Here is a 26,465-nt window from a genome sequence, read left to right on the forward strand (position 1 = left end):
ATGGGTCGCATAAAACTACGAATCGAAAGGAGAAAAACACAAGACCCGCGCCGAACCGGCTGCCGACAGCCCTTATAGCATACGATTTGCCCAGAATTGACCCTCATTGTGGGTATTTAGCCAACATCGCTGTTTCGGGGTGAAGTCTGTGGTATTTCAAGGTATTAGTCGGCGAAACGCACCGACCGCCCCCCCGCACGAACAAACCCCTATGCAACGAATCAAGCAGCGCAAATCCATCATCTGCATCTTGCTCGCCCTGGGCTGCCTGGCCAGCGGGTGCTCCGACGACGGCGCGGCCGGCACCGAGGAGCAGCGAAACCTGGGCGATATCGCCCTGCATAGCGGGCTCTCGTTTTCGTTGCGCCCCGGCACCATCGACCAATTCACCCAGAACTCCGTCGAAGCCCGCGCCTCGGTACCGCTGCCCCAGTTCAGCCTGAGCGCAGGCCCGATGCCGGCCGAACAGGTACGTATCACGCTGGCAAATATTCACCGCGACGCCACGGTCCGGGTGCTGCGCGAGGCGCCTCTGACCACCCGAAGCCGGTCGAATTGCCCGAACGAAACCAGCCGCGAAGCCATTGAATGCGCGAGCACGCCCGAGCACCCGAGTTGCGCCGCCCCGGAGCTGACGCGCGCCGAGGGGATACGCTCCGAGGCGACCCTTCTGGTGGACCTGGATGCCTGCACGCGCCGCAGCTACACGGTTGAGCGGGGCGATGCCGACGCCGCCGGAAGCGACATGGTCCGCCTGGCCGTCTTGGGCCGCGCGGCCTCGCTCGACGAGCTGGGCCGCGCGCTCGACGCCGCCACCGCCGACTCGCCCGACTTCGTGCTCCTGCTGGGCGACGCGGCCGAGAACTCCAGCCTCAACGGGCTTCGGGACCTCGACTTTTTGCTGCGACGCGTCGACTTTCCGGCCGTGATGCTCCCCGGAGAAGACGAATTAGTCGACGGCAAACGCGCGCGCTTTTTGGAGGTCTTTGGCCCCTTCGACTTCGGCTGGCAAGTGGGTGACGCGCAGTTTTATGCCTTCTATTCGGCCGACGCCACGCTGAGCGATGACGGACTGAGCCGGCTGCGAAATGTGCTCGGGCGCATGCAATCCAACCACCCGACCCTGCTCTTTACCCACACGCCGCCCACCGACCCCCTCGGCCCCCGAGACCAGGGCTTTCGCAGCCAGCTCCAGGCCGCGCGCGTCCTCTCACTCTTGAGCGAGTCGACCATTGACGCGTTTTTCGTCGGCCATATCAACGACCGCGCCACCGAGGATATCAACTCGATTAAGATGTACCTGACCAGCGTCGAGCGAAGCCAAGAGTACCTCTCGGTCCATATTAATGGCGACGAAATCAACGTGACCCGCGAGACGTTCTAGCAGCGGTCGCGGCCCACACAAGCGCGCCCCGGCGACGCCGTCGATAGACACAATTTTCGGCTTTTCTCGAACCCCATTGTGGACTAAACCCGGCTCTGTGTTGAGTTTTAGGCGACGACGTATCATGATTTGGCGCGAATACGACACGAGCATCGAACGCTATAAATCACCCTGAGTACCCCTCTTAAGATTGCAAATACCCATGAAATCATCCTCCATTCTGGGCTCGCCAAAGTTGCGAAAATTTGGCGTTATTTTTGGCGCGGTGCTCCTCGTGGTGATCGCGCTTCTCGGGGCGGGCTACTGGTTGGTCGTGCCGGGCATGGCCAACACGCTGGTGCGCGACAAGCTCGAGTCCGCCGAGGCAAAGCTCGGGCTCACCTTCGAGATCGACAAGGTCTCCACCCACGGCGTCAGCGCGGTGAGCCTTGAGGGATTCTCGGTGCTCAACCCCGCCGATAAGACCCCGGTTTTTAAGGCCGAATCCATCTCGGCCTCCATCGACGCGATGTCGATCCTGGTCGGCGACCGAAAGCTCTCGGGCGTAAAGATCCAGGGGAGCACCCTCTATGTGCATCGAAACGCCGACGGCACGACCAACCTCGAGACGATCATCGCCGAGGCGAGATCCAAGCGCCAGGGCAAAGACAAAGACCCGGCATCGCCCGAACCGGCTGTAAAAGATGGCGCAGACTCAAAATTAGACGCCGCCCTCTCCTCATTTCTGCGCTTCTTTGGCGACCGCTGGCCGGATATCACCGTCCAGAACGCGCGCGTCGCCTTAAGCGCCGCCGAAGGCGCCGCCCCCTGGGAGGTCGACGCGATCACCAGCGAGGAGCTCAGGCTCAATTCAGGCGGGCAATCGGCGGAGTTCACAGGCGTGCTCAAGCTCACGCGCGGCGAAGGCAGCCCGCGCTGGACACTGCCCGAAACAGTCACCCTCCAAGCCAACCTGCAGCGCCCGCTGCTCAAATCAACCGGGAGCATCGCGCTCTCGCCGGCCGCCGAAATCCAAGGCGTCGGCCCCTACCCGTTTTTGCGCCTCGGCGTCGCCGAAGTCGCGCTCACCGAGGCAAATACGGTGAGCCTGCGCGGGCTGTCGCTCGGGGTTCAGGGCGACTCCACCCCGACGAAGGTGGCAGAAATCGACAGCGTCAGCGCAAGCTTTGAGAAGTTGAGCTTCTCGCCGCTCGAGCTTCGTGCGCTCGAAATCCAGGTCGATAAACCGACTCTATTCGTCGATCACGACGCCCAATTCGGCAATGTCCTCGAGGAATTAAACCAACTGCTGCGCGCCCCTCACGCCCGGCATATCGTCGGCGTCGCCAAGTCGATGGCCGATGAAATCGCCATCGCTCAGGGGCGGGAGCCCGAGAAGGACGAAGGCCCCGATAAGGGCGGGCTTCGCAAACTGCTCGCCGGGATCAATTGGACCAAATTCCTGGCGAACAAAGCCCCTCAATCGGTCAAGATTAACGACGCCGCCGTTCATATGACTGACGCGCGCGCCCTCCCGCTGCTGACCTCGGACCCAAAAATCGCGCTGCAAAACGGCACCTTCGAGTTCTCCCACCGCATCATCAACGGCGCCCTACAGTTCAAAGGAGGCTTCGACGCGGTCGCCAACGGCGACGACCCTCGCGGGTCCGCGACCATCGATTTAGAGTGGAGTTATCGCAGCAAAGCGCTCAAGGTCGACGCCCAACTCGACGCGCTCAGCGTCCCCTGGCTCGTCCAACTCACCTCGGCGAGCGTCGCCGACAACCTGCGAAGTGGCGTTGTGCGCGCCGACTTCAAAGCCGAGCGCCCCGCCAACTCCAGCCGTCTGGGGTTCAATGGCCTGGTGTCGCTCGAGAATACGACCATTTTCCTGGCGCCGCTGGCCGAAGAACCGGTCGAGAATCTGAGCGCCAGCTATAATTTCGAGGGCTCTTTCGACGCAAAAGCTGCCATCCCCGCGCCCAAGATGTTGAAGGCCACCAACACCGCTGAGGACGCGAACGCCCAGGCCGAAAACCAACTCAACGCCGCCCTGGCCAATAGCACCCCGGGACAAAATGACCCGACACCGGCAGACGCCAAAGACCCCTCGCTTCAGCCGCCCAAACGCGGGGCCCTCGTCTTCTCAAAGGGGCATTTCGAGGTCAACGGCGTCCCCGGCGAATTCCGCCCGGCCATCTATGGCTTCTACGGCCTGCAAAAACGCCCGACCCGTTTCGACGCCGAGATCGACCTGCCGTCCATCCCGGTCGACAAACTCTTTAAGGCCGTCCCAGACGCGATTAAAGGCCCGCTCACGGGCACCAAAATGCGCGGCGACTTCGCCTGGAAGCTCGCCCTCGAGATTCCGCTCTACCACGCAGGGGATATGAAGTGGGACGCCAAACCCGAGCTGCGCGGCTTCGAGCTCATCAGCATGCCCGACGCCGTGGACGTGCGTAAATTACGCGACCAATTCGAGATGACCATCTATGACCCGACCATCAAATGGTCCAGAAAGGTCACGATCCCGAAGATGCGCCCGGTGCCGCTGGACTGGTTAGTCGAACATAGCGGCATCGAGATTGAGCGCTTCGAGCAACGCCGCCGCAACCGCCAATGGCCGCCGCAATATGCCGCGGGCTTCGTGCCGGCGCCGGATAAGAGCAACTTCATGCAGCCTCATCCGTCGCCCTGGGCCAGCGAAGACGCCGCCGCGCAGCGCGCCGCAGATGCCGCCGCCGCTGCCGCCGCCCGGGAATCTGCGACCCAGACCAGCCGCCTAAACTCGTTCTTTGGGCTCGAAGATGCCAACGAAAACGCCCCGGATGCGGGAGTCGACCCGGCGCCCCAGGCTCAGCCGGCCCCTCGCCCCACGCCGCCCCCGACCGCCGCGCCGAAGTCGGCTCGAAAATACTATATTTCGCTGGCTGGCGAGCAAAAAGAGCACCCTTATGGACCCTATGAGTTCATCCCGCTGCAATATATCTCGCCGTGGATGCTGCGCGCGGCCATCACCACCGAGGATAACTCATTCTTCAAGCACGGCGGCTTCAATTGGCTGGCGATTCGCAACTCGGTGGAAGCCAATATCGAGGCCGGCCGCTACGTGCGCGGGGCGAGCACCATCTCGATGCAGTTGATTAAGAATATTTATCTCACCCGAGACAAGGTCCTCGTGCGCAAGCTACGCGAGGTCTTCCTGGTCTGGCTGATGGAGGATGTCGTTGATATCCCCAAAGCCCGCATTCTCGAGCTCTACTTTAATATTATCGAATACGGCCCGGGCATCTTCGGCGTGCACGACGCGGCCATCCACTATTTCGGCAAACGCGCCGATAAATTGAGCCTGACCGAGGTCGCCTGGCTGGTGAGCATTGTCCCGAACCCGAAGAAATTTCATTTCTATTACGAACGCGGCGAGATCAGCCCGTCCTGGTTCAACCGAATGCTTCGCTATGTGCGCGTGATGGCGAATCGCGAGCGCGCCACCGAGGCCGATTACGAGGCGGCCAAGCTAGACAAACCGACGTTCTATAAGCCTAAAAATGGCGAGCCCATGATGCGCGTCGAGCGGGCCCCAGAAGAGGTCAACGAATTGATCTACGAGACCGAGAGCATCGAAATCCCCTCGCTTCAGAACCTCTTCGGCCCTTGAATCCGGGCCCGGGATAATCAAAATTTATAGACAAAAAAAAGACCCGATTAAGGGTCTTTTTTTGAATCATTCGGCAACGCCGCGACTTATCTTGATTTTTTGCGCAGCGCCTGCAGGCGCTTCTTTAACTCATCCCGGCTGATGACCGTCGACTCAACCAGCAACTCGGAGATGACCTGAATAATCTCTTTCTGGTACGCCACCTGCTTATGCAACCGGCGAATCTTCTTATCGTGCGTGCTGACCACTGCCTTTAGCGGGCTCTCAACGTGGGCGGGCGCGCTCGGAGCATCCTCAAAGAGGTCAAATGCACCTGAATCACTGGCCTCGGTCTCCTCTTCATAGCGGCTAAATACCCCGCTGACCTGGGGCTGGTCATAGCCAAAGCCCCATCCGGCCTGCGACGCGCCAGGCGAAGAGCCGGTCACGCTCAGGTTGCTTGGAACACTGGTCGAGGGCGAGAAGCCATCGCCAAAAGCGTCCGCCCCTTCGACCGCGCGAGTCACAGGGTCCTCATCTGCCCCGCCAACGTTGGGCTCAAGGCGCAGCTCGGCGGACGGTTTATCCGTGCTATCATCGCCAAAATCGTCACCCCAGTCGTCGATATAATCGAACTCGGCGGTCACCGCTGAATCGCGCCGTGGCGGCTCCGCGGTATCACTCGAATTATTTGGCATACGTTTATCAAACAAACTCATCATTCACCGTCCAAGAGAGCATCCAACCCCAATCTACTCGAAGAGGGGTCGCGCTCAATTCATAGAATCCAGCCCGAGAAGGCAATTATGCCAGTAGACAATGGCGTACAATCGATTAAAAATCAATATTCTTCGCCTTGTATTTCCCTCGAAGTCCGCTATTTGTGCGTAGCGAATAGCGTCCGCGCGTAGATTCTAGGCACCGACGCGCGGACGCCCACACCTCCAGTACTTCATATAAGAAAAAGGACGACCTTGCGAATCCACCATCTAAATTGCGCCACGATGTGCCCGGTCGGGGGGAAATTTTTCGGCTGCGAATGCATGGTTTGCCACTGCCTGCTCATCGAAACCGATGCGGGATTGGTGCTGGTCGACACCGGCCTCGGCGAGGGCAGCGTCAACGGTGAGCGGCCGCTCCCGCTGGGTTTTCGCAAGATCGTGAGGCCGAAGCTCGACCCCGCTCAAACCGCCCTGGCCCAGGTGCGGGATCTGGGCTATTCGCCCGACGATGTGCGCCATATTGTATTGACGCACCTGGACCTCGACCACGGTGGCGGCCTGCCCGACTTCCCCAAAGCCGCGGTCCACGTGCACGCGCGCGAAAAAGACGCCGCGCTCGGCGTCACGCGCGCCGCCGACAAGACCCGCTACCTGGCCCAACACTGGGCGCACCAACCCAGTTGGCGCACCTACGAAGCCAGCGGCGAGCGCTGGCAGGGATTTGACGCCGTTCGGCAGCTCGACGGCCTGGGCCCCGAAATATTGCTCATCCCTCTGCACGGCCACTCCGAAGGTCATTGCGGCGTGGCCGTTCAAACCGACCAGGGCTGGCTTCTCCATGCCGGCGATGCGTATTTCCACCGGGCCGAGATTCGCCCCGGCCAACGCGCGCCCGCCGCCCTGAAGGCTTTTCAGCGCCTGCTATGCCCCGACAATAGGGCGCGCCTGCACAATCAACAGCGCCTCCGCCAATTGGCCTCGGAGCCAACCATCGAGGTCATCTGCTCCCATGACCCGGCCGAGTTCGAGGCAGTTGGCGGAATGGTCGAATAATCCCGCCGACATCGCCCACCCGCCGCGCCCGCCTGCCTCCGATTTCGGGGGCATTTTTTGTGGCGCTTGCACCCCAAAACGAACCTACAACTATAGAAAAACAGAATCACTACAGGCGAACCCAAGCCACCTAAATTAAACATAAGAAAACGAGACATATGCAATAAACAACGCATAAGCGCAGCGACGCCCTGCAAAGCCCGCCTCGGCGATTATGAACCGCGAGTCAGCCGCTAGGCGCGCGCTGAATGATGAATCAGTCATTTTGAAAGTGAATCACGAGTCACTTCACTTCTGACTGGAGAGTCGCTTTATGATAGAAAAACTGCACTATCGGCGGCTTGCGCATCATGAATTCATCGACTATTGGACATCTAAAGATTTCAGTATCAAACCGACTTCCATTAAAAAACCAATATGACAAACTCCTCTCGCGCCAACTCAATCGCCCCGCCCCGCTCGGTCGCTATCATCGGGATCGGCACCCGGGTTCCCGGTGCGCTCAGCACTGCGGATTTCTGGCAAAATATCCTCAACGGCCACAGCGCGATCAGCGAGGTCCCCCGTGATCGCTGGAACCCCGACCTCTATTGGGATGAAGACCGCGACGCCCTGGATAAGACCTACTCAAAGATCGGCGGCTGGATCACGGACTTCGAGTTCGAGCGCAAAAAATACCGCATCCCGCCGATGCTGGTCGAGAGCATGGACCCGACCCAGACCCTGGTGCTTGAGGCCACCCACGAGGCGTTCGAGGACGCCGGCTACCTTGATAAGGACTTCGACCGCGAGCGCTGCGCGGTCATCCTGGGCAACGCCATGGGCGGCGATTTGCGCGACCGCACCAACCTGCGCATCTTCTACGCGGAGGTCGAAGAAGCGCTGCGCATGTCGCTTCTTGAGAGCGTGCGCGGCGAGCTGAGCGACGCCAAAATCGAGCAGGTGCTCGACACCATGCAGAAGCGTTTTCGCGACCCGCTGCCGCGCGTCAGCGAAGACTCGATGCCCGGTGAATTGGCGAACGTCGTGGCCGGTCGGGTCGCGGCGCTTTTTAATTTACGCGGCCCCAACTTCATCACCGACGCGGCTTGCGCCTCGAGCCTGGCCGCCATTAACACCGCCATTCACGGCCTGCAGTCCCGCCAATACGACATGGCGGTCTCCGGCGGCGTCGACCGCTGCATGGGCGCCTCGACCTTCGTTAAATTCTCGAAAATCGGCGCGCTCTCGGCTGATGGCTCGCGTCCCTTCGACGCCAACGCCAACGGCTTCGTCATGGGCGAAGGCGGCGCGATTCTCATCATGAAGCGCCTCGAAGACGCCCAGCGCGACGGCGACAAAATATATGCTGTGATCCGCGGCGTCGGCGCCTCGTCGGACGGTAAAGGCAAAGGCATCACCGCCCCGAACCCCATCGGCCAGAAGCTGTCGGTGCGCCGCGCCTACGCCGACGCCGGCTACGGCCCGCGCTCGGTGTCGCTCTTCGAGGCCCACGGCACCTCGACCCCGGTCGGCGACCCCATCGAGGCCAATAGCCTGCTGAGCGTCATCGGCGAAGACAGCGGAGATTGGAGCAGCGCGCATGTCGGCATCGGCAGCGTGAAGTCGATGATCGGCCACCTTAAGGCCGGCGCCGGTGCGGCGAGCCTGGCGAAGATCGCGTTGGCCCTCAAACATAAGACTCTGGCGCCCTCGATTAACTGCGTCACCCCCAACCCGGCCATCGAATTCGCGGGCACGCCGCTTCGCGTCCAAACCCAGGCCGAGCCATGGGAGACCCGCAACGGCGCCCCGCGCCGCGCCGGCGTCAGCGCGTTTGGCTTCGGCGGCACGAACTTCCATATCACGCTCGAAGAATACGACCCCGACCGCGCCTCCCAGGGCTTCTATATGGAAGGCGGCGCGCAGGAAGATTCGAATGTCGATGCAAATAATCAAGGTGTCGCCAGCGCGACCGCGGGGAATCAAATAATGAACGCAACGAGCATCCACGAAGATGGAATTTTGACCTTCTCGGCCGCCACCGAAGCCGACGCGCAGCGCCAATTTGAGGCATTCGCGGCCGACTTCGAAGCCCGCGGCCTCGCCGCCACCGCCGCGCACCGACTGCCCATCGAAGCGCCCCATTTCGCGCTTCCCCAGGACGCCGTTCGCCTGGCGATTAGCTACGCCTCCGAGGACGGCCTCAAGACCCAGGTCGAGCGCATCCAGAAGGCGTTTGAGCGCGGCCGCGGCTGGAAGATCCTCGCCAACCAGGGCATCTATCTTGGCACCGAGCGCACCGGCGGCCGCATGGCGATGCTCTTCCCCGGCCAGGGCTCGCAATATATCGGCATGCTCGACAACCTGCGCGAGCGCTACCCCATCGTCCAGGCCACCTTCGATGAGGCCGACGCGATCATGGCGCCGGTGCTCGGCCGCCCGCTGAGCTCCATCATCTTCCCGGACCCCAGCGACCTGAGCAAAGAGCAAGCCAACGAATTATTACGCCAGACCGAGGTCACCCAGCCGGCGGTCCTCACGGTCGACATCGCGCTTTTGCGCCTCTTCAAACATTTCGGCATCGAGCCCGATATGGTCGCCGGCCATAGCCTCGGCGAGTACGGCGCGTGTGTGGCAGCGGGCGTGATGAGTTTTGCCGACGCGCTTCGCACCGTCGCCGCCCGCGGCACTCAGATGGCCAAGGCCACCCCGCTCAACGGCGACAAAGGCCTGATGGCCAGCATCCCGCTGCCGGCCGACGAGGTCGAAGCCGTGCTGCGAAATATCAACGGCTACGTCGTCTGCGCCAATAAAAACTGCCCCAAGCAGACCATCATCGCCGGCCTGACCGACGCGGTTAAAGAAGCCGTCTCGATCTTCGAGGGCCAGGGACACCTCGTCCATATCCTCAACGTCAGCCACGCCTTCCACACCCGGGTCGTCGCCGCCGCCAGCGAGCCGCTTCGCAAGCACCTGAGCGACGTCGCCATCGCGACCCCGCGCGTGCCGATCTTGACCAACGTCACCGGTGGCTTCTACCCCACCGACCCCGATGAGATCCGCGACCTCTTGGCCGAACAGCTCGCCTCACCGGTCGAGTTCATCACCCAGATCGAAAAGATGTACGAGGCCGGCGCGCGCGTCTTCGTCGAGATCGGTCCCAAGCGCACCCAGGCGACCTTCGTGAGCGCGACCCTCGGAAAGCGCGAGCACCTCGCCAGCTACTCGAATCACCCCAAAGAAGGCGATATCGCGTCGCTGCATAATATTCTCGGGCGCCTGTGGGCACACGGAGCGTGGACCCAGGACGCCGCAAAGGCCGTCAGCCAGACCGCTGCGCCGGCCGCCGCTGCGCCGGCTGCGTCTGCCCCCGCGCAACCGGCGACCCCGGCCGCCATGCCCAGCGACCTGAGCACCGACGCCATCCGCCAAACACTGCTCGACGTGCTGTGCGAGAAGACCGGCTACGACCCCGACGAGATTGAGTTCGACTTCGAGCTCGAAGCCGACCTCGGCATCGACACCGTCAAACAGGCCGAGATCATGGCCGACGTCCGCGAGCATTTCCAACTCGCCAAAGACGAGGAATTCCGCCTGGCTGACTACCCCACGCTTGAGCGCATGGCCGCCTACGTCGTTGAGAACCTCGGCGCCGCGCCTGCCGCCGCACCGCAGGCCGCAGCACCGCAGGCTGCTGACCCCGTGGCACAAGCTGCGCCGGTCGAAGTCGCCGCCGCACCGCAAGCCGCCGCCGTGAAAGTCGACCCCGCCGCTATCCGCCAAACGCTGCTCGACGTCCTCTGCGAAAAAACCGGCTACGATCCCGACGAAATTGAATTCGACTTCGAATTAGAAGCCGACCTCGGCATCGACACCGTCAAACAGGCCGAGATCATGGCCGACGTCCGCGAGCGTTTCCAACTCGCCAAAGACGAAGAATTCCGCCTGGCCGACTACCCCACGCTCGCCCGCATGGCCGAATATGTGGTCGAGAATCTGGGCGCCGCACCTGCCGCAGCGTCGACTCAGGCAGCCGCGCCGGTCGCTATCGCCGCAGCCGCAGCCCAGGCCCCCGCGCAAGCAGCCGCGCCGCAGGCAGCCAAGGCCGACGTCGACCCGAGCGCCATCCGGCAAACGCTGTTGGACGTGCTGTGCGAAAAGACCGGCTACGACCCCGACGAGATCGAATTCGACTTCGAATTGGAAGCCGACCTGGGCATCGACACCGTCAAACAGGCCGAGATCATGGCCGACGTCCGCGAGCATTTCCAACTCGCCAAAGACGAGGAGTTCCGCCTGGCCGACTACCCGACGCTCGCCCGCATGGCCGAGTATGTCGTCGAGAATCTCAATAACCCGGCAGCCGCCGCGACCACCGTCGTGGACGCGCCCGAGCAAGCCGCCGCGCGCGAGGTTCGCAGCGCCCCGGCCGCGGTCGCCGCGCCCACGGGCAGCCAAAAATATCAGCCCCACCAGCACGCCATCCCGGCGCGCATCTCCATCACCGGTTCGGCGCTGGGGCTCCCCGGCTTAGAGGGCATCTTCGACGAGAACGCCATCGACCGCCTGCTCGCCGGCGATAACTTCATCAGCGACGTTCCGATGGCTGCCCGCCAGGAGATGGTCGACAAATATATCGTGCGCGTCCAAAAGCACGCCAACGGCGGCGGCGAGCTCGTCAAAGTCGAGGACGTCGCCGAGGTCATCAAATTGGCCGGCCGCGCGCTCGACGGCTTCGACCTGGCCGATTGGGGCGTCTCCGAGCGCATGATCGAGCAATTCGACCACACCAGCCGACTCGCCATCGCCGCCGGCATCAACGCCCTGCGCGACGCCGGCCTGCCGATGATCCCGCGCTACCGCGAGACCCGAAACGGCTCCAAGATCACCATCGGCTGGCAACTCCCCGAGGCCATCGGCGACGAGACCGGCATCATCTTCGCCTCGGCGTTTGCTGGCGAAGACGCCCTCATCGACGAGGTCACGCGTCGCTATACCGACCCCGACTATCAATTCGACCACCGCTTCTTGCTCAAAGTGCTGGGCATGGCCAACGCGCGCTTCGCCGAGATGATCGGCGCGCGCGGCCCCAACACCCGCATCAATAACGCCTGCGCCTCGACCACCACCGCTATGGGAATGGCCGAGGATTGGATCCGCGCCGGCCGCTGCAAACGCGTGGTCATCATCAGCGCCGACGACGCCAGCGGCGAGACGCTTATGAATTGGGTCGGCAGCGGGTTCCTCGCGACCGGCGCCGCCACCACCCAAGCCCGCGTCGAAGACGCCGCCTTGCCCTTCGACAAGCGTCGCCACGGCATGATCATCGGCATGGGCGCCGTCGCGCTGGTCATCGAAGCCCAGGGACTCGCAGAAGCCCGCGGCGTCGAGCCGATCGCCGATATCCTGTCGACGCATTTCGTCAACAGCGCCTTCCACCCGACCCGCCTGGACGTCGAGCATATCGCCGGCGAAGTCGGCAAGGCGATCAGCCGCGCCGAAGTGGACTTTAAGCTCGACCGCAAAGAGATCGCCGACAAGATGGTCTTCGTCTCCCACGAGACCTATACGCCCGCACGCGGCGGCAGCGCCGACGCCGAGATCGCGGCGCTGCGCGATAACTTCGGCGACAAAGCCTCCGATATCGTCGTCGCCAACACCAAGGGCTTCACCGGTCACGCGATGGGCGCCGGCATCGAAGATGTCCTGGCTATTAAGACCCTGCAAAAACAGCGCGTGCCGCATATCGCGAACTTCAAAGAGCCGGACCCCAACCTCGGCGACCTGCGCCTGAGCCAGGGCGGCGACTACCCGGTCGACTACGCCCTTCGCATGGCCGCAGGCTTCGGCAGCCAGCTCGCCGTCGCCCTGCTTCGCTTCCGCGCCCGCACCGAAGACCGCGTCTTCGACCCGGCCCTCTACCAACGCTGGTTGGGCGAGCTTACGGGCTTTGAGAACCCGGAGCTGACGGTTGAGCAACGCACCTTGCGCGTCGTCGAAGGCCAACCGCAGCCCGGCCCCGAGGACCCCAAACGCGAAGCCGCGCCGGCTCCGACCCCGCAGGCCGCTCCAAAAGCAGCGCCCGCGCCCGTCGCCGCCAAACCGGTCGTCGCAAATAGCGTCGCGCCGAAAATTCCGGCGCCGAAAGCTGCTGCGCCGAAAACCGCAGTGCCCAAACCCGTCGCGTCGAATACCGACGTGGACGCCGCGACCTTCGAGCCGCGCCCCATCGTCGTCGAGGCGCACACCGCTGCGGCCTACGACCTGCTGGAGCTTCAGGCAAAACTGTCGGGCAAAAATATCGTCATCCTCAACGGACCGATGCTCGTCACCAATATGGTGCTGCGCGCGGTCGAGCGTTGCGGCGCGACCGTGCATCTCCTCGATGACAACGCGCACCGCAGCCCACTCGACTCCGAAGACACGGTCATCGACCTGAGCAATGAGTCCGAAATCCTGAGCAAATTCAACGAGATCGGAAAAGTCGACGGCATCGTCAACCTGCTCGGCTACGGCCAAGACGCCGACACCGCCGACGCGATTCACCGCGCCGCGCGCCAGACCTACCACGTCGCCCGCGCCTGGCAGCAGCACCTGGGCCAGGCCCCCGGCGCCGACAACCTCTTCGTCTCCATCACCGGCATGGGCGGACGCCTGGGCTTCGATTCTTCCACGCGCCCGCTGCCGATGTGCGGCGCGATCTGCGGCCTGACCAAAGCGCTCGGCCGCGAGTGGAGCGACGCCGCGGTGCGCGTGGTCGACGTGGCGCGAGAGGGCTTCTATCCCGAGTTGGGACTGCAAATCCTGTCGCAGGTCCACGCCGACGCGCCGTCTTTGGAAGTCGGCCTTATCGGCGGGGTTCGCTATGTGCCGGTCATCGTCGACGCTGAGCTGCTCGGCGGCCACGGCTCCACCCAATCCTACGCGCCCAACAAAGATTCGGTGGTGCTGGTGATTGGCGGAGCACGCGGCATCACCGCCGAGGTCGCCCTCGACATGGCCAAGCGCTTCGGCCCCAAACTCGCCCTGGTCGGGCGCTCCAAGCTCACCCACCCGAACCCGCTCGAGATCGACCTGGCCGCCGAGAAGCGCCAGGCCCGCGCTCGCATTCAGGCCAGCGGCGAGCGCGTCACCCCGGTGCGCATTCGCCAGGAGTTGAAGCCGCTTAAATCGCAGATTGAGATCGCCCAGAATATCGCGCGCATGAAAAAAGCCGGCGCCCAGGCGGAGTATTTCTCCTGTGACGTCGCCGACCCGGCCAGCGTCGCGGTGCTGGTGGAGCGCGTCGCCTCGCGCTTCGGCAAGGTCGACGGCGTCATCCACGCCGCCGGCGTCGAAGAGAGCAAATTCCTGGCCGACAAGGACGCCGCGAGCTTCGACCGCGTCTTCTGCGGCAAGGCCGTCGGCGGGCTGAACCTGTGGCAGGCCGTTCGCGCCTATAACCCGAGCTTCTTCATCACCTTCTCCAGCGTCGCCGGCCGCTTCGGCAACGAGGGTCAGGTCGACTATAGCGCGGCCAACGAGGTGCTCAACAAACTCGTCGCCCAGATCAACGCCACCACCGACACCCGCGGCCTGAGCATCGACTGGACCGCCTGGGGCGACGTCGGCATGGCCACTCACGGCTCGATGAGCACCATTCTAGAAGCCCGCGGCGTCGAGTTTTTGCCGGTCGAGATCGGCGCGCCCATCGTCGGAAACGCCATGGAGCGCGGCCTCACCGGCGAGTATCTGGTGGCCGGCGCGCTGGGCGAGATGGCCGGCGAAGCCGCGCTTGAGCGCTCGGCGCTGACCGGCGAGGACGTCTTTGAGAGCGACCAATATATCTTCGCCGACCGGGTCACCGAGGTCGACGATAACCATATCGTCATCGAGCGCGTCTTCGACCCGGAGCGTGATTATTTCATCAACGACCACGTCTACCAGGGCGTCGCGCTGCTGCCGGGCGTGATGGGCTTTGAGTTTATGGTCGAGGCGGCGAGCCAATTCGTCCAGAATCACAACCTCTTCGCCAACACCAACTCGGGCGTCCTCGAGGTTAGCGACGTCAGCTTTGAGCACGCCATTAAATTCCACCACGGCGAAGCGCTCCGCGCCTTCGCCACGGCGACCGTGCACAGCCGCCACGACGCCCATATCGTGCTGGACGTAATCCTGGAGACCTCGCGCACCGCCAAGACCGGCCGTCGCCTGGACAAGCAGCATTTCTCGGCGCGCGTCACCATCGGCCAGGCCCAGACCCAGCGCCCCGAGCCCATGGTGCTCGACGCCAACGCCACCTACCAGGTCGGCCCGGACAAGCGCGAGATCTACCGCCGCTTCTTCCACACCGGCAGCTTCCAGGTGCTCGAAAAAGTGCCGCATATCGGCGAGTCGGTGGTCATCGGCTACGGGCGAAACCCCACCGGTCGACTGAGCGCGTCGCAGAACGGACACGTCTTCATCAGCGACCCGATGGTGCGCGAGATGGCGCTTCAAACCGCCGGCCTCTGGGGCATGAAGAATAACGGGCGCAGCTATCTTCCCATGGCCATCGGCCGCGCGATGCAATTCGGCGTCGCCCAACCCGGCGAGGAGATCTGCATCCGCTGCCGTCGCCGAAACGACGCCCAGGAGCACACCATCGCCTTTGACGTCGACATCCTGACCCAAAAAGGTGAGCTCCTGCAGATCATGGAGAACGTCCAGCTCATCGGGCACCGCCTGCTCAGCGAAGACGAGCAATTCGGCGAATTCCCGACGCGTCGCCTCAGCTCGCGCCGCTTCACCCTGCCCGAGGCTGAGCTGCTGCTGAGCGACCTGGGCCTGGACGCCGACGCCATCCTCACCGACGGCGAGCGGGCCGAATATGAGCGCTTCCGCAGCGACACCCGCAAGGCCGAATGGTTGGCCGCGCGCGTGGCCGCCAAGGACCTGATTCACTGCCACCTGCGCAACTTCTACGGCCTGAGCACGCCGCTCGGCGACGTGACCATCGCCAAAGACGCGCAAGGCGCGCCCTTTATCGAATTGCGCGGCGACTCCCAGCAGCAAATGGCCTCGACGCCGCTGCCGAGTCTCACGATTACGCACTCAAACGGCGTCGCCATCGCGGCCATCGCAGCCCCCGGCCCCAGCGGCCGCGCGGGCGTCGACCTCGAGGCCATCGAGGCGCGCGTCGAGGCCTTCGCCGATGACTATTTCTCGGCCGCCGAGCGCGCGCTGAAATTCCCCGAGAGCATCCACCTCGAGGATAGCGACCCCGAGTCGGCCCTTTTGTCGACCCTGTGGAGCATCAAAGAGGCGGTGAGCAAGGCGCTCGGCGCCGGGCTTCACCTCACGACCTCCGAGATTCAGGTCAGCGGCCTGCGCGTCGAAGACGGCTTTATCCGCGCGGCGGTCAACGTCAGCGGACGCGCCAAAGAGGCGCTCGTGAGCCTGAGCGGCGACGCAAACGCCACCGGCGAAGTGATGGAGGTGCGCGCACGTATCGACGCGAGCTTCGTCCTGGCGTATGCGTGGTTCGCGACGACCGGCACCGAAGTTTCATCCGCCCCCAGCGTCGAGCCAAAGCGCGTCGCCCCGGCGACGAGCCCCTCGCCGAAGGCAGCCGAGACCACCGCGCCGAAAAGCACGGACACGGACAGCAGCGTGCCGGACGACGCCTGGGTCAATATCGCCGCGGTCGCCGCGCTCCTCAAACACAAAGGCCTCCTCGGACGCCTGGAGAGCAGCGAGAGCAAAATCGAAAGTGAGAAAATTTCGCCCTGGAAACAATCATGATCTATCTCGTCGAAATCGAAGGCCATAAAGACCTGAAAGTCGCGCTCACCGAAACTCGCCGCGGCGTGTGGAAGGCGAGCGTGGACGGTCACGAAGGCGTTGAGTTGGAGTTCCGCGGGCGTGCCGAAAATGGCGCCTATATGATGGTGATCGGCGGGGAGACCCGCGAATTTCACCTGGACAAAAACTGCACCAAATACCTGATGGACGACGGCGAGCGGGTCTCGCGATTCCTGGTCGAGAACGCCGGCGAAGTCGTGCTTGAGCACGACCGCCAATTCGACACGGAGTGGGAATTTCCGGTCAACCGTCTCGACAGCACCATCACGGGCATCGTCCTTGAGATTCTGGTAAAACCCGGCGAGCAGGTCCAGGAAGGCCAGCCGGTGATTATTATTGAAGCCATGAAAATGGAGAACACGCTGAGCGCCCCGATGACCGCGAAGGTCGAATCGATCGGCGTCGAAGTCGGACAAACCGTCTACGCCGGCGATGAATTGGTAACTTTTTCATAAGTTACGTCGGGCGATCACTGTTTAATTTTCAAATGAGCGGGCCTTATGAATACGAATCAGACCTCAAACTCGCAGCAGCCACCCAAGGAAAACTCCTCGGCCAAGAACACCGCCGTCGACAGCCACACGGTTCAAACCGTCGCGCCGCAGACCGATGAGCGCACTGCGCTGGTCGAGGGACGCCGCAAGATCAGCGTCGCCCGCGCGCGCCTGGAGCGCCTCTTTGACGACGGCACCATGGAAGAGATCGGCGCCGAGGTGACCCACCGCGCCACCGACTTCGGCCTGGAAAAACGCCGCATCCCCGGCGACGGCGTCGTCACCGCTGCTGGGCTGGTCGACGGCCGCCCGGTCTACGCGTTCGCCCAGGACCGCACCGTTTTGGGCGGAAGCCTCGGCCAGGCCCACGCCCAAAAGATCGTGCGTCTCCAAGACCTCGCCCTGCGCGCCGGCGCCCCGCTCATCGCGGTCAACGACTCCGGCGGCGCGCGCATCCAAGAAGGCGTCGACGCCCTTGGCGGCTACGGCGAGATCTTTCGACGAAACGTCCAATCAAGCGGCGTGATCCCGCAGATCAGCATCATCGCCGGGCCGTGCGCCGGCGGCGCGGTCTACTCCCCCGCCCTGACCGATTTCGTCGGCATGGTCGAAGGCTCAAGCTTTATGTTTTTGACCGGCCCCAAGGTCGTCAAGACCGTGACCTTTGAGGACGTCACCGTCGAAGAGCTCGGCGGCGCCACCACCCACGCCTATAAGACTGGCGTGAGTCATTTCGCGTGGAAAAACGATCTCGAGGCCATCGATAACACCCGCAAATTGCTGAGCTATTTGCCCTCGAATAACCGCGAGAACCCGCCCTTTATTGAGCCCGAAGACGACGTCGAGCGCATGGACCCGAAATTCCACGACGTCGTGCCGAGCAACACCCGCCAGCCCTACGACGTGCGCAAACTCGTGGCCCTGGTCGCCGACAAAGATAGCTTTTTCGAGGTCCACGAAAATTGGGCCAAAAATATCGTCGTCGGCTTCGCGCGCCTGGGCGGCCACGTCATCGGCATCGTCGCCAACCAACCCCAGGAGATGGCCGGCGTGCTCGACATCGACGCCAGCCGCAAGGCCGCCCGCTTCATCCGCACCTGCAACGGCTACCATATCCCGATCGTCAGCCTCATCGACGTCCCCGGGTTTTTGCCCGGGCGCACCCAGGAGCACGCCGGCGTCATCGACCACGGCGCCAAGCTGCTCTACGCCTATTGCGAGGCGACCGTCCCGAAGCTGTCGGTCATCATCCGCAAATCCTACGGTGGCGCCTATATCGTCATGAGCTCCAAGCACGTCGGCGGCGACATCAACCTCGCCTGGCCCGACGCCGAGATCGCCGTCATGGGCGCCAAGGGCGCCGTCGAGGTCCTCAACCGGCGCGACATCGCCGCCGCCGACGACCCCGAGGCCAAACAAGAAGAGCTCATCCAGGCCTACGAGGACAAATTCCTCAACCCCAATATCGCCGCCCAACGCGGCTACCTCGACGCGGTCATCGAGCCCCACGAGACCCGCCGCAAGCTCTACCGCTACCTGCGCGTCATGCTGAACAAACGCGAGTGGATGCCGCCCAAGCGCCACGGGAATATCCCGACCTGATGGGTTTGTGATTCACGACGATACAGAACGGCGGCCCGAGCAGAATTGCTCGGGCCGCCGTTTTGTTTTGAATATATTCGCGAGCGACACATCTCTATTATTGTCGCCAGAGCGCGGCGCCGCCGGCGCGGGGCCTGGTTTGTGTTGCCTGGCTAGATTGGATATATAGTAACACGATCATAAAAATAATAAATGAATTCAACATGCTTAGAGGTTTGACCATGATATCGCCATGCTCGCAACGATGTCTCCTCGGGTTGCTTTTTGTGATTTGCGCCGCTCTCGGTGGCCTCCCTGGATGTGCTCTCGTAGATGCGTTTAACGGAGACTCCTCGGAATCCCGCGACGTGGGCGACGACGCCAGATCTAACCCCGACGACGTGGGCTCCAACCCAGGCGATGCTAACCATAACCCCGGCGACGCCAACCCCGGCGACGCCGGCACCAACCCCGATGACGCCGACGCCAACCCCAACCCCGGCGACGCCGATACCAACCCGGACGACACCGACCCCAACCCCGGCGACGATGGATATGCTGCTGTGAATTGCGGAGCCTATTATTGTTGCGCGCTCACCAACGCCGACTCGACGCTCGTGTGTTGGGGTGACGATCAGTTGCCAGAGGGGGACGCTCTTCCCGCAGAAGCGTTTGACGCGGTCGCCGTGGGAGCGTCCCACACCTGCGCGATTCGCCGCGAGGATTCAAAGGCGGTTTGCTGGGGAAAATACTCCGCAAATTCCAGCACAGCACGCCCATCACCGGATGTCGCCTATAGGGCCATTTCGTCGAGCAGGGGTTATTCCTGCGGCATCAATGACGATGATCACGTTGAATGTTGGGGCCCGTCATCAAGTCCGCCGAAACCACTCAGCGAAAAGGGGCGAACAAGCGGAAAACAATTTCTTAGCCTCTCCACGAATGAGGATCACGCTTGCGGAATCCTCGACGACAAGACGGTATTTTGCTGGGGGAATGAGAGTCCGGGACAACCGGAGTCCCCAACGAGTGATACTTTTACGGCCGTCGCGGCAGGTGTCGGGCACACCTGCGCGATTCGCGAGAGCGACTCGAAGATCGTGTGCTGGGGTTTTATTTTTAGTGAATCCGACGAGAAATTTAGCGCCGTTGTGGCGGGCGACGACTTCACCTGCGGAATTCGTGAAAACGACTCCCAAATCCACTGTTGGGAGGAATCTAGCTACAACATAACCCCACCGCCCTCCGTTAGGTTTAAGTCGCTCACCGCTGGCAGATCTCACGTGTGTGGGATCCGAGAGAGCGACTCGTCGGTGGAATGCTGGGGCACGAATACCTACGGGGACGTCACCCAAGGACCAGACTCCGCCCCCTAACCCTGGCCAGTTCCCCTCTACCGATCCACTGATATTCCCGCTGAGGCCGCGCTCGCGACACCTCAGCGGGAGCGCTTCCGCAAGCCCCCGCCGCACTCTTTCGAAAGCCAGCAGAATGATCGCCCCCAACGCGAATTGCGCCACACTTCTGAATTTTATATAGAGCCCCACGACTATTTTCGAATGGTATAAACCTGAGACTTTCGGCGCCCCAACTATGATCTCAAAAACCGAATTTGTTCGCGTTAATTGGCTAATCGCTATTGTGTGTATGGCCCTTTGTGGGCTCCCGGGCTGTGCATTGGTCGATGCACTCGGCGGAGACTCTGGCCAGAATAACACACCGCCAACTCACGACACCGTCAGCGACGCAGGCGAGGACGCCATCAGCGACGCCGGCGAGGACGCGATCAGCGAGGACGCGATCAGCGAGGACGCGATCAGCGATGCCGGCGAGGACGCGATCAGCGACGCCAGCGACGCCACGATCAGCGACGCCAGCGACGCCGGTGATGATGTCAGTGATGCTGCCAGCGACGCCGGTGACGACGCCGACAGTGGCGATTCGACGGATACCACCTCAGGCTGTCCCGCGGGTACCGCAAACCCCAACTGCGGAGCCTGCCAGGAGGGAACCTACTGCGCCGGCGAAGACGCCGCCCCGGTATCCTGTCAGACGCTCGACGCATGGGACCACGACAAAGACCCTGCCACGCCATGTCAGCCATGGACGGTGTGTCAACCAGGAGAAAGGGTCACCCGGGACGGCAGCTCGACCCACGATCGGGGCTGCTACAGTTGCACGATCGGATTCTATTCGACCCAGCAAAACCAAACCGAGTGCACCCGTTGGCGAAAATGTCCGCCCGGCGAGTATGTCACGCTGGCCGGAAGCACGACCAATGATCGAGAATGCGCGCCCTGCGCTATCGGCACCACGACGACCGCGCCCAATATCAACTATTGTGAGCCCACGACTCAGGGATACGCCTCCGTGTCCTGCGGCGCGCGCTATTGCTGCGCGATCGCCCATAGCGACTCCAAGCCCGTCTGCTGGGGCCTCGACCAGCTAGGGCCAGCAGAATCCCTTCCATCGTCCTCATTGAGCGAGGTCGCCGCCGGGTGGACCCACACATGCGCCCTTCGCACCAGTGACTCCCACGCGGTCTGCTGGGGAACCTCCAATTTTGGCGAGAATTCGCCCACCCCCGACGTGGCCTATCGCGCCATTTCGTCGGGTGAATTCTATAGCTGCGCCCTTCGCGCCGATACTTCGAGGGTGGAGTGCTGGGGCGATCAGGATTCCAGCGCGGTCTCGAACGCAAGCACCTACGCTTTTGATTCGATCAGCGCGAGCGACCAACACGCCTGCGGAATCCGCCGCAGCGACAAACGAGTGATCTGCTGGGGGAACAACGCCGAGGGGCAGGCCCCCAGCCTGTCGAGCCATGCGTTTGATTCCGTTTCGACGGGCGTCAAGCACACCTGCGGGATTCGCTCAAGCGACTCTAAAATTGTCTGCTGGGGGGACTCGAACAAGCCCTGGGTTCTCTCGGAGTCCACCGAGAGATTTCGAGCCGTCGCGGCCGGCGGAGGGCACACCTGCGGGATTCGCGCGAGCGACTCGAAAATTGAATGCTGGGGGAGAAATAATTTCCTCCAGAGTGACCCTCCCCCGGGAGTATTTCGTTCAATCGTTGCGACCGACGAGCATAATTGCGCAATCCGCGCCGCCGACTCTGCGGTGATCTGCTGGGGGCTTTCTCAAGACGGTCGAACCGACGGACCACCGGCCAACGCCCCCTAACCCCTCGCCAACTCCCACAATAACGCCCCCGCGCTCCCGCGGGGGCTTTTTTTTCCATCTCCCTCCCTCCCGAACCCCACCGAACGTGTGTCCCGAGCGATTCTGCGCCACCAAAGCCACGTCCAACGTCATTTTCGACCCATCTGGCTCCCAAAAAACCACGTCTCGCGTCATTTTCGACCCATCCGGCTCCCAAAAAATCACGTCTCGCGTCATTTTCGACCCAGCCGGCTCCCAAAAAATCACGTCCAACGTCATTTTCAACCCAGCCGGCTCCCAAAAAATCACGTCCAACGTCATTTTCGACCCAGCCGACCCGTATACAGGCGAACCGGCGGCCGCTGGCGCCCAGATGACCCCCTAGAAACTTTCCAAAAGCGGGCAAATACGCTACGACCTGCGACTGTTAACTTCTCTGCGCTAAACACGCGGCCATCCCCAGCTTTTTGGGTATTCCAAACGCTGGCGAATTCAAACGTAGCTACTATGAACCAAGCAACATCGGACCTGCCCGTCGACCTCACCGAGGGCGATATCACCCGCATTCAGCTCGGCGAGACCGAGATTCTGCTCGTCGGCACCGCGCATATCTCGCAGGAGTCGGTCGACATCGTCGTGAGCACCATCGCGGCCGAGAAACCCGACGTCGTCGCGGTCGAGCTCGACCAGGAGCGCTTTGACTCGATGCGCTCGGAGCAAAATTGGGAAGACCTGGACCTGCTCCAGATCATCAAGAATAAGCAGCTCACCTTCTTGCTCGCCCGGCTGGCGCTGGGCTCGTTCCAAAAGCGCATGGGCGGGCATACCGGCGTGAAGCCCGGAGCCGAGATGGCCGCGGCCATCGACGCGGCCGAGGCCGACCAGATGGGCGTGGAGCTTATCGACCGAAATATCCGCACCACGCTCTTGCGCGCCTGGCGCACGACCGCCTGGTGGAAGCGCGCCGAGCTCGTCATGGCCCTGATGCTCGGGGTCTTCCAAAAAGGCGAGGTCAACGAAGAAGAGCTGTCGGACCTGCGCGAGATGGAGAATATCTCGACCATCCTGGACCAATTGGGCGAGGAGATGCCCGACGTCAAGAAGGTCCTGGTCGACGAGCGCGACACCTATATGGCCTATAAATTGGCCAATATCGACGCCAAGAAGGTCGTGGCGGTGGTGGGCGCGGCGCACAAACCGGGCATCCTGCGCCAGATTCGCGAGCAAATCAGCGACGAGCATATGACCACCATCGACACCGTGCCGCCCAAGGGCTCCTGGGGCAAAGCGCTGACCTGGCTCTTCCCGGTGCTGGTCGTCGGGCTCTTCGTGTGGGGGTTTTTCAACGCCGACGCGACGCAGCTCAAGAACGCCGCCCTGGCCTGGATTCTGGCCAACGGCATCTTCGCCGCCCTGGGCACCGCCATCGCGCTGGCCCACCCGCTCACCATCATCGCCGCGTTCATCGCTGCGCCGATCACCTCGCTGCACCCGGGCATCGGCGCCGGCATGGTCACCGCGCTGGTCCAAACCCTGGTGGCCGGCCCCAAGGTGGGCGACTTCCAGACCATCGGCGACGATATCTCAAGCTGGAAGGGTTGGTGGACCAACCGCCTCGGGCGAGTCCTGCTGGTCTTTATCTTCTCGGGGATGGGCAGCTCGCTGGGGACGTTTGTGGCGCTGGGTTGGCTCAAAAATTTGATCTAAGTCTTCGGACAAAATGGCCCGAGCGGCCTTAGCGCCCGCCGCTCCTCGACGCATCGCCCCCGGCATTTCCGCCGCGGTCGATGCGTTTTTTTGTGCCATTATCCACGATAAAAATACTCGCCCCCCAGGGGCCGCATTGCTGCTGGTCGCGCCACAGCGTCCAGTGGATATAGACCTTGCCGTCGGGGCTGATGATCTCGTCGGGCGCGCCGGTATGCGGCCCGATCTCGTTAAAGATCACGATGGCCTCGGCGTCGAACATCGTCTGCCCCGAGGTGCGCACGATATTGGTGGCCTCAATCGCACCCGAGGCCGCGTCGATAATATACTCAAGCGTCACTTCAAGGCTCGCCCGGCTCAGCGGATGGGATGGCCCATAATCGCTGTCGAGGCGCGGCAAATACCCGCCGCCCCAGCGCGGGTGAAGTTTGCGATGAATCCGCGCGATAAAGGTCGCGTACACCGCGGCCGCCGCGTTCACGCCGGTATGATTGCCCGGGCGCACCTCGAGATTCGTATTCTCCAGGCTCGCGCGCATCGCCGCCTCGCGCTGCTTCCAGCCTTTGAGCAGCCGACGCCCCTTCTTATGGCGATTCATCGTGCTCGCCGCCTTCTTGTCGGCCTCGCCGAAGACCTCCTCATAGTCCTTCGCGCTGGGCTGAAAGAGCGAGCGAGGCGGCGGCTTATAGGGCTCGCCGGCCTCCTTTGGCGCCGCCTTGGTGGCAAAGGGTGATTCCTGGGGCGCTTCAACAGCCGCCGCCTCGCCCTCTTCGGTCTTCTCGGGCGACGTCCGCTCCGAGGGGAGCTGCTCGGGCGGGAGCTGCGCGACCTCCTCGGGCTCCTCCTGGGCGGACGCCTCTTCGGCCTCGGCGGCCGCAGGCTCCTCTTCGACCTCGGCGACGAGCTCCTGCTCGTCCTCGGGCGCATCCGCCTGGGACTCCTCGTCGCCGCCGGTGAGCTCCTTGAGGTCGTCGGGGACCGTCTTTCCGGCGAGCACATCCAACTGGGTGGTCTCGCGCGCGCGGGTCTCTTCCTCGACCTTATTGGCCTTCTCGGCCAAATATTGGGAGTCGACGGCTTCCTCCTCGTTATTCTCCTGCTGCACGACCTTGCGATTGAGCTCGGGCGGGGGCGGCGGCGGCGTTTCGGGCGGCGCAGGCATCTCCTCTACTATCTCCTCCGGCTCTTCTGTCTCCTCCTCTTCTTCCTCTTCCTCGGGCTCCTCTTCTTCGGGGTCATCGGGCGATTCAAGCTCGGCTTCCGGTAAATTCTGCGCCAGCAAATCCTCGGTCGGCTCGACTTCCTCCACGTAGGTATTAACCTCGAAGGGCTTCTCCTCTTTGGGCTCGGGCGGCAAAATATCGCGAAAATTAGGCGGTAACACGGCGACCATAATCCCCAGGTGCACCAGCACAGAGCCCACCAGCGCGAGCAGAAGCCCGCGGGACTTCCCCTTGCGGCTCTCCCCTGCGGGGGAGCTATCTTCGCGGCCCGACGGCGCGCGTGGTGGGGTTTGGGTCATCTTGTCATTGACTCTCAACGGTTGTACAAGCAGGCTCGTTTCGCGCCTTTATAATCAACGCGGCACGATGAATAATCCATTGCTAATATTATCGCACTCACCGAACTCGCTGCGTCCACAAATATATATCATGGCTAAAAATTTCTTCTCGACGCGGATTTTGTTCTCGCTCCTCATACCGGTACTCGCGCTATTTTTCATCTTCGCGAGCGGCTGCACTCCATCGATCGGTGACGAGTGTTCCACGGGCCGCGATTGCCCGATGGAGCTCGGGTCGGTCTGCGACACCACGGTCGAGGGTGGCTATTGCCTGATCCAGGACTGCGACCCGGGAAGCTGCCCGGCCGACTCGGCCTGCGTGGAGTTCGACCGGAATAATCGGCTGTGCATGGCCCTTTGTGAGTCGGATAGCGAATGCCGCGCGGGCTTTGAATGCCGCAAAGACTTTAACCTCGAGGGCTCTTCGGTCGGGTATTGCTATACGCCCGCAGAAACCTCGGCTGCTCCTGCTGGAACAAACGCGGACGCCGCTGGCGACGCCGACGCTTCCAGCAACGCGGACGCCAGCTGACCCCCGATTTACTGCGTCGGCATAGCATACTCCTCGCCGAATTACGCAGCCCGCGCGCGCCCGACAATCACCAGCTCCGGCGCGCGCCGAGTAGTCTCCCAAAAAAATCGCGGGACACGTGGGCAATCACGCCGCTGAATTTTATCCGAAGCACCGTTCCGTCTTGGAGCGCGTTCCGTCGCTCGGCGATGCGCTCACGGACGGCTTGTTTTCCAAATTTCTACAATTAGGTGACCCAATGAATTGGTACGAAAAACTCAGCCAATACTTTCCTACCCAGGAGATGAAGACGCGCGCGCATATGGAATTACTCCTTAAAGAACGCGGAGATATCTATCATAAGGACGAAGGCCCCTATCACGTCCTGATGTACGCGGAGACCCCCGGATTTGTCTTCGTTGACTATATCTGGGTGTCGGCCAAGGCGCGCGGCCAGGGAATCGGTCACAAGCTCATGGCCAAGCTCAAGCAAAAAGGCAAACCCATCATCCTGGAGGTCGAGCCCATCGACTACGAGGACTCGGACACCGAAAAGCGCCTGCATTTCTACAAGCGCGAGGACTTCGAGCACGCCTCCACCATCGGCTATCACAGCCGATCGCTGCGCACCCAGGAGGTCGATACCCTTGAGATTCTGTATTGGTCCCCCGGAAAGGAGTCCGAGGAGAGCATCATGGAGAAGATGAAGCAGACCTACGATAAGATCCACACCTTCAAGGACGTCCAATTATACGGCGAGTCGCACGACCCGGTGGATGACGTGCTGAGCATCGATCCGGAGGCGACCAACGACATCCTTGAATTCGACGAACCCGGCGCCTAAACCGCCCCGGAGTTGACTCCTACTAC

General features: G+C 62.4%; 13 protein-coding genes. 11 read left to right on the forward strand and 2 right to left on the reverse strand.

What is annotated here, in order from left to right:
* Positions 1–211 precede the first annotated feature (211 nt).
* Positions 212–1,384, forward strand: coding sequence for a metallophosphoesterase family protein (locus DN745_RS09170; protein ID WP_111334190.1), 1,173 nt, complete (start codon positions 212–214; stop codon positions 1,382–1,384).
* A gap of 202 nt (positions 1,385–1,586) precedes the next feature.
* Complete coding sequence (locus DN745_RS09175; RefSeq protein ID WP_111334192.1) at positions 1,587–5,021, forward strand: transglycosylase domain-containing protein; 3,435 nt, start codon at positions 1,587–1,589, stop codon at positions 5,019–5,021.
* Between the two features lie 86 nt (positions 5,022–5,107).
* Here the strand turns inward: DN745_RS09175 and DN745_RS09180 are convergent, their stop codons facing one another.
* Complete coding sequence (locus tag DN745_RS09180) at positions 5,108–5,698, reverse strand: hypothetical protein (protein WP_133621821.1); 591 nt, start codon at positions 5,696–5,698, stop codon at positions 5,108–5,110.
* Positions 5,699–6,043: 345 nt separating this feature from the next.
* On the opposite strand from DN745_RS09180, the gene DN745_RS09185 reads away from it, so the two are divergent.
* The 7 genes from DN745_RS09185 (at position 6,044) to DN745_RS09220 (ending at position 23,523) form a co-directional block, all read left to right on the forward strand.
* On the forward strand, positions 6,044–6,775 hold the full coding sequence (locus DN745_RS09185) for an MBL fold metallo-hydrolase (RefSeq protein WP_204355128.1): 732 nt from the start codon (positions 6,044–6,046) through the stop codon (positions 6,773–6,775).
* 417 nt (positions 6,776–7,192) lie between these two features.
* The gene (locus DN745_RS09190) at positions 7,193–16,519 is read left to right on the forward strand and encodes a type I polyketide synthase (protein ID WP_111334198.1); all 9,327 of its coding nucleotides are present in this window, start codon (positions 7,193–7,195) and stop codon (positions 16,517–16,519) included.
* On the forward strand, positions 16,516–17,034 hold the full coding sequence (locus DN745_RS09195; protein ID WP_111334200.1) for an acyl-CoA carboxylase biotin carboxyl carrier protein subunit: 519 nt from the start codon (positions 16,516–16,518) through the stop codon (positions 17,032–17,034). The genes DN745_RS09190 and DN745_RS09195 overlap by 4 nt, the downstream gene beginning before the upstream one ends.
* Before the next feature lie 45 nt (positions 17,035–17,079).
* Positions 17,080–18,675: an acyl-CoA carboxylase subunit beta gene (locus DN745_RS09200; protein ID WP_111334202.1), complete on the forward strand. Its 1,596-nt coding sequence runs from the start codon at positions 17,080–17,082 to the stop codon at positions 18,673–18,675.
* 347 nt (positions 18,676–19,022) lie between these two features.
* Positions 19,023–20,030 (forward strand): RCC1 domain-containing protein, encoded by a 1,008-nt coding sequence (locus tag DN745_RS09205; RefSeq protein ID WP_162687563.1) that lies wholly within the window; start codon positions 19,023–19,025, stop codon positions 20,028–20,030.
* Positions 20,031–20,331: 301 nt separating this feature from the next.
* A complete protein-coding gene (locus tag DN745_RS09210) occupies positions 20,332–21,837 on the forward strand; it encodes a hypothetical protein (RefSeq protein ID WP_133621820.1) in 1,506 nt (501 codons plus the stop codon).
* Between the two features lie 486 nt (positions 21,838–22,323).
* The gene (locus DN745_RS09220; protein ID WP_111334210.1) at positions 22,324–23,523 is read left to right on the forward strand and encodes a TraB/GumN family protein; all 1,200 of its coding nucleotides are present in this window, start codon (positions 22,324–22,326) and stop codon (positions 23,521–23,523) included.
* Between the two features lie 28 nt (positions 23,524–23,551).
* Here DN745_RS09220 and DN745_RS09225 read toward each other — a convergent pair whose 3' ends face one another.
* Positions 23,552–25,045, reverse strand: coding sequence for a hypothetical protein (locus DN745_RS09225; protein ID WP_111334212.1), 1,494 nt, complete (start codon positions 25,043–25,045; stop codon positions 23,552–23,554).
* Positions 25,046–25,175: 130 nt separating this feature from the next.
* On the opposite strand from DN745_RS09225, the gene DN745_RS09230 reads away from it, so the two are divergent.
* Positions 25,176–25,616: a hypothetical protein gene (locus DN745_RS09230; RefSeq protein WP_162687564.1), complete on the forward strand. Its 441-nt coding sequence runs from the start codon at positions 25,176–25,178 to the stop codon at positions 25,614–25,616.
* A gap of 238 nt (positions 25,617–25,854) precedes the next feature.
* Positions 25,855–26,439: a GNAT family N-acetyltransferase gene (locus tag DN745_RS09235; protein ID WP_111337605.1), complete on the forward strand. Its 585-nt coding sequence runs from the start codon at positions 25,855–25,857 to the stop codon at positions 26,437–26,439.
* The last annotated feature ends 26 nt before the right edge of the window (positions 26,440–26,465 follow it).

It is taken from the genome of Bradymonas sediminis (assembly GCF_003258315.1).
GTDB classification, from domain to species: Bacteria; Myxococcota_A; Bradymonadia; order Bradymonadales; family Bradymonadaceae; genus Bradymonas; species Bradymonas sediminis.

What these genes read in the sequence shown, in the direction of transcription:
- DN745_RS09225 (WP_111334212.1), bottom strand. Translation starts at nt 25,045, where the DNA reads ATGACCCAAACCCCACCACGCGCGCCGTCGGGCCGCGAAGATAGCTCC.
- DN745_RS09200 (WP_111334202.1), top strand. Translation starts at nt 17,080, where the DNA reads ATGAATACGAATCAGACCTCAAACTCGCAGCAGCCACCCAAGGAAAAC.
- DN745_RS09170 (WP_111334190.1), top strand. Translation starts at nt 212, where the DNA reads ATGCAACGAATCAAGCAGCGCAAATCCATCATCTGCATCTTGCTCGCC.
- DN745_RS09180 (WP_133621821.1), bottom strand. Translation starts at nt 5,698, where the DNA reads ATGCCAAATAATTCGAGTGATACCGCGGAGCCGCCACGGCGCGATTCA.
- DN745_RS09235 (WP_111337605.1), top strand. Translation starts at nt 25,855, where the DNA reads ATGAATTGGTACGAAAAACTCAGCCAATACTTTCCTACCCAGGAGATG.
- DN745_RS09175 (WP_111334192.1), top strand. Translation starts at nt 1,587, where the DNA reads ATGAAATCATCCTCCATTCTGGGCTCGCCAAAGTTGCGAAAATTTGGC.
- DN745_RS09220 (WP_111334210.1), top strand. Translation starts at nt 22,324, where the DNA reads ATGAACCAAGCAACATCGGACCTGCCCGTCGACCTCACCGAGGGCGAT.
- DN745_RS09230 (WP_162687564.1), top strand. Translation starts at nt 25,176, where the DNA reads ATGGCTAAAAATTTCTTCTCGACGCGGATTTTGTTCTCGCTCCTCATA.
- DN745_RS09190 (WP_111334198.1), top strand. Translation starts at nt 7,193, where the DNA reads ATGACAAACTCCTCTCGCGCCAACTCAATCGCCCCGCCCCGCTCGGTC.
- DN745_RS09195 (WP_111334200.1), top strand. Translation starts at nt 16,516, where the DNA reads ATGATCTATCTCGTCGAAATCGAAGGCCATAAAGACCTGAAAGTCGCG.
- DN745_RS09185 (WP_204355128.1), top strand. Translation starts at nt 6,044, where the DNA reads ATGGTTTGCCACTGCCTGCTCATCGAAACCGATGCGGGATTGGTGCTG.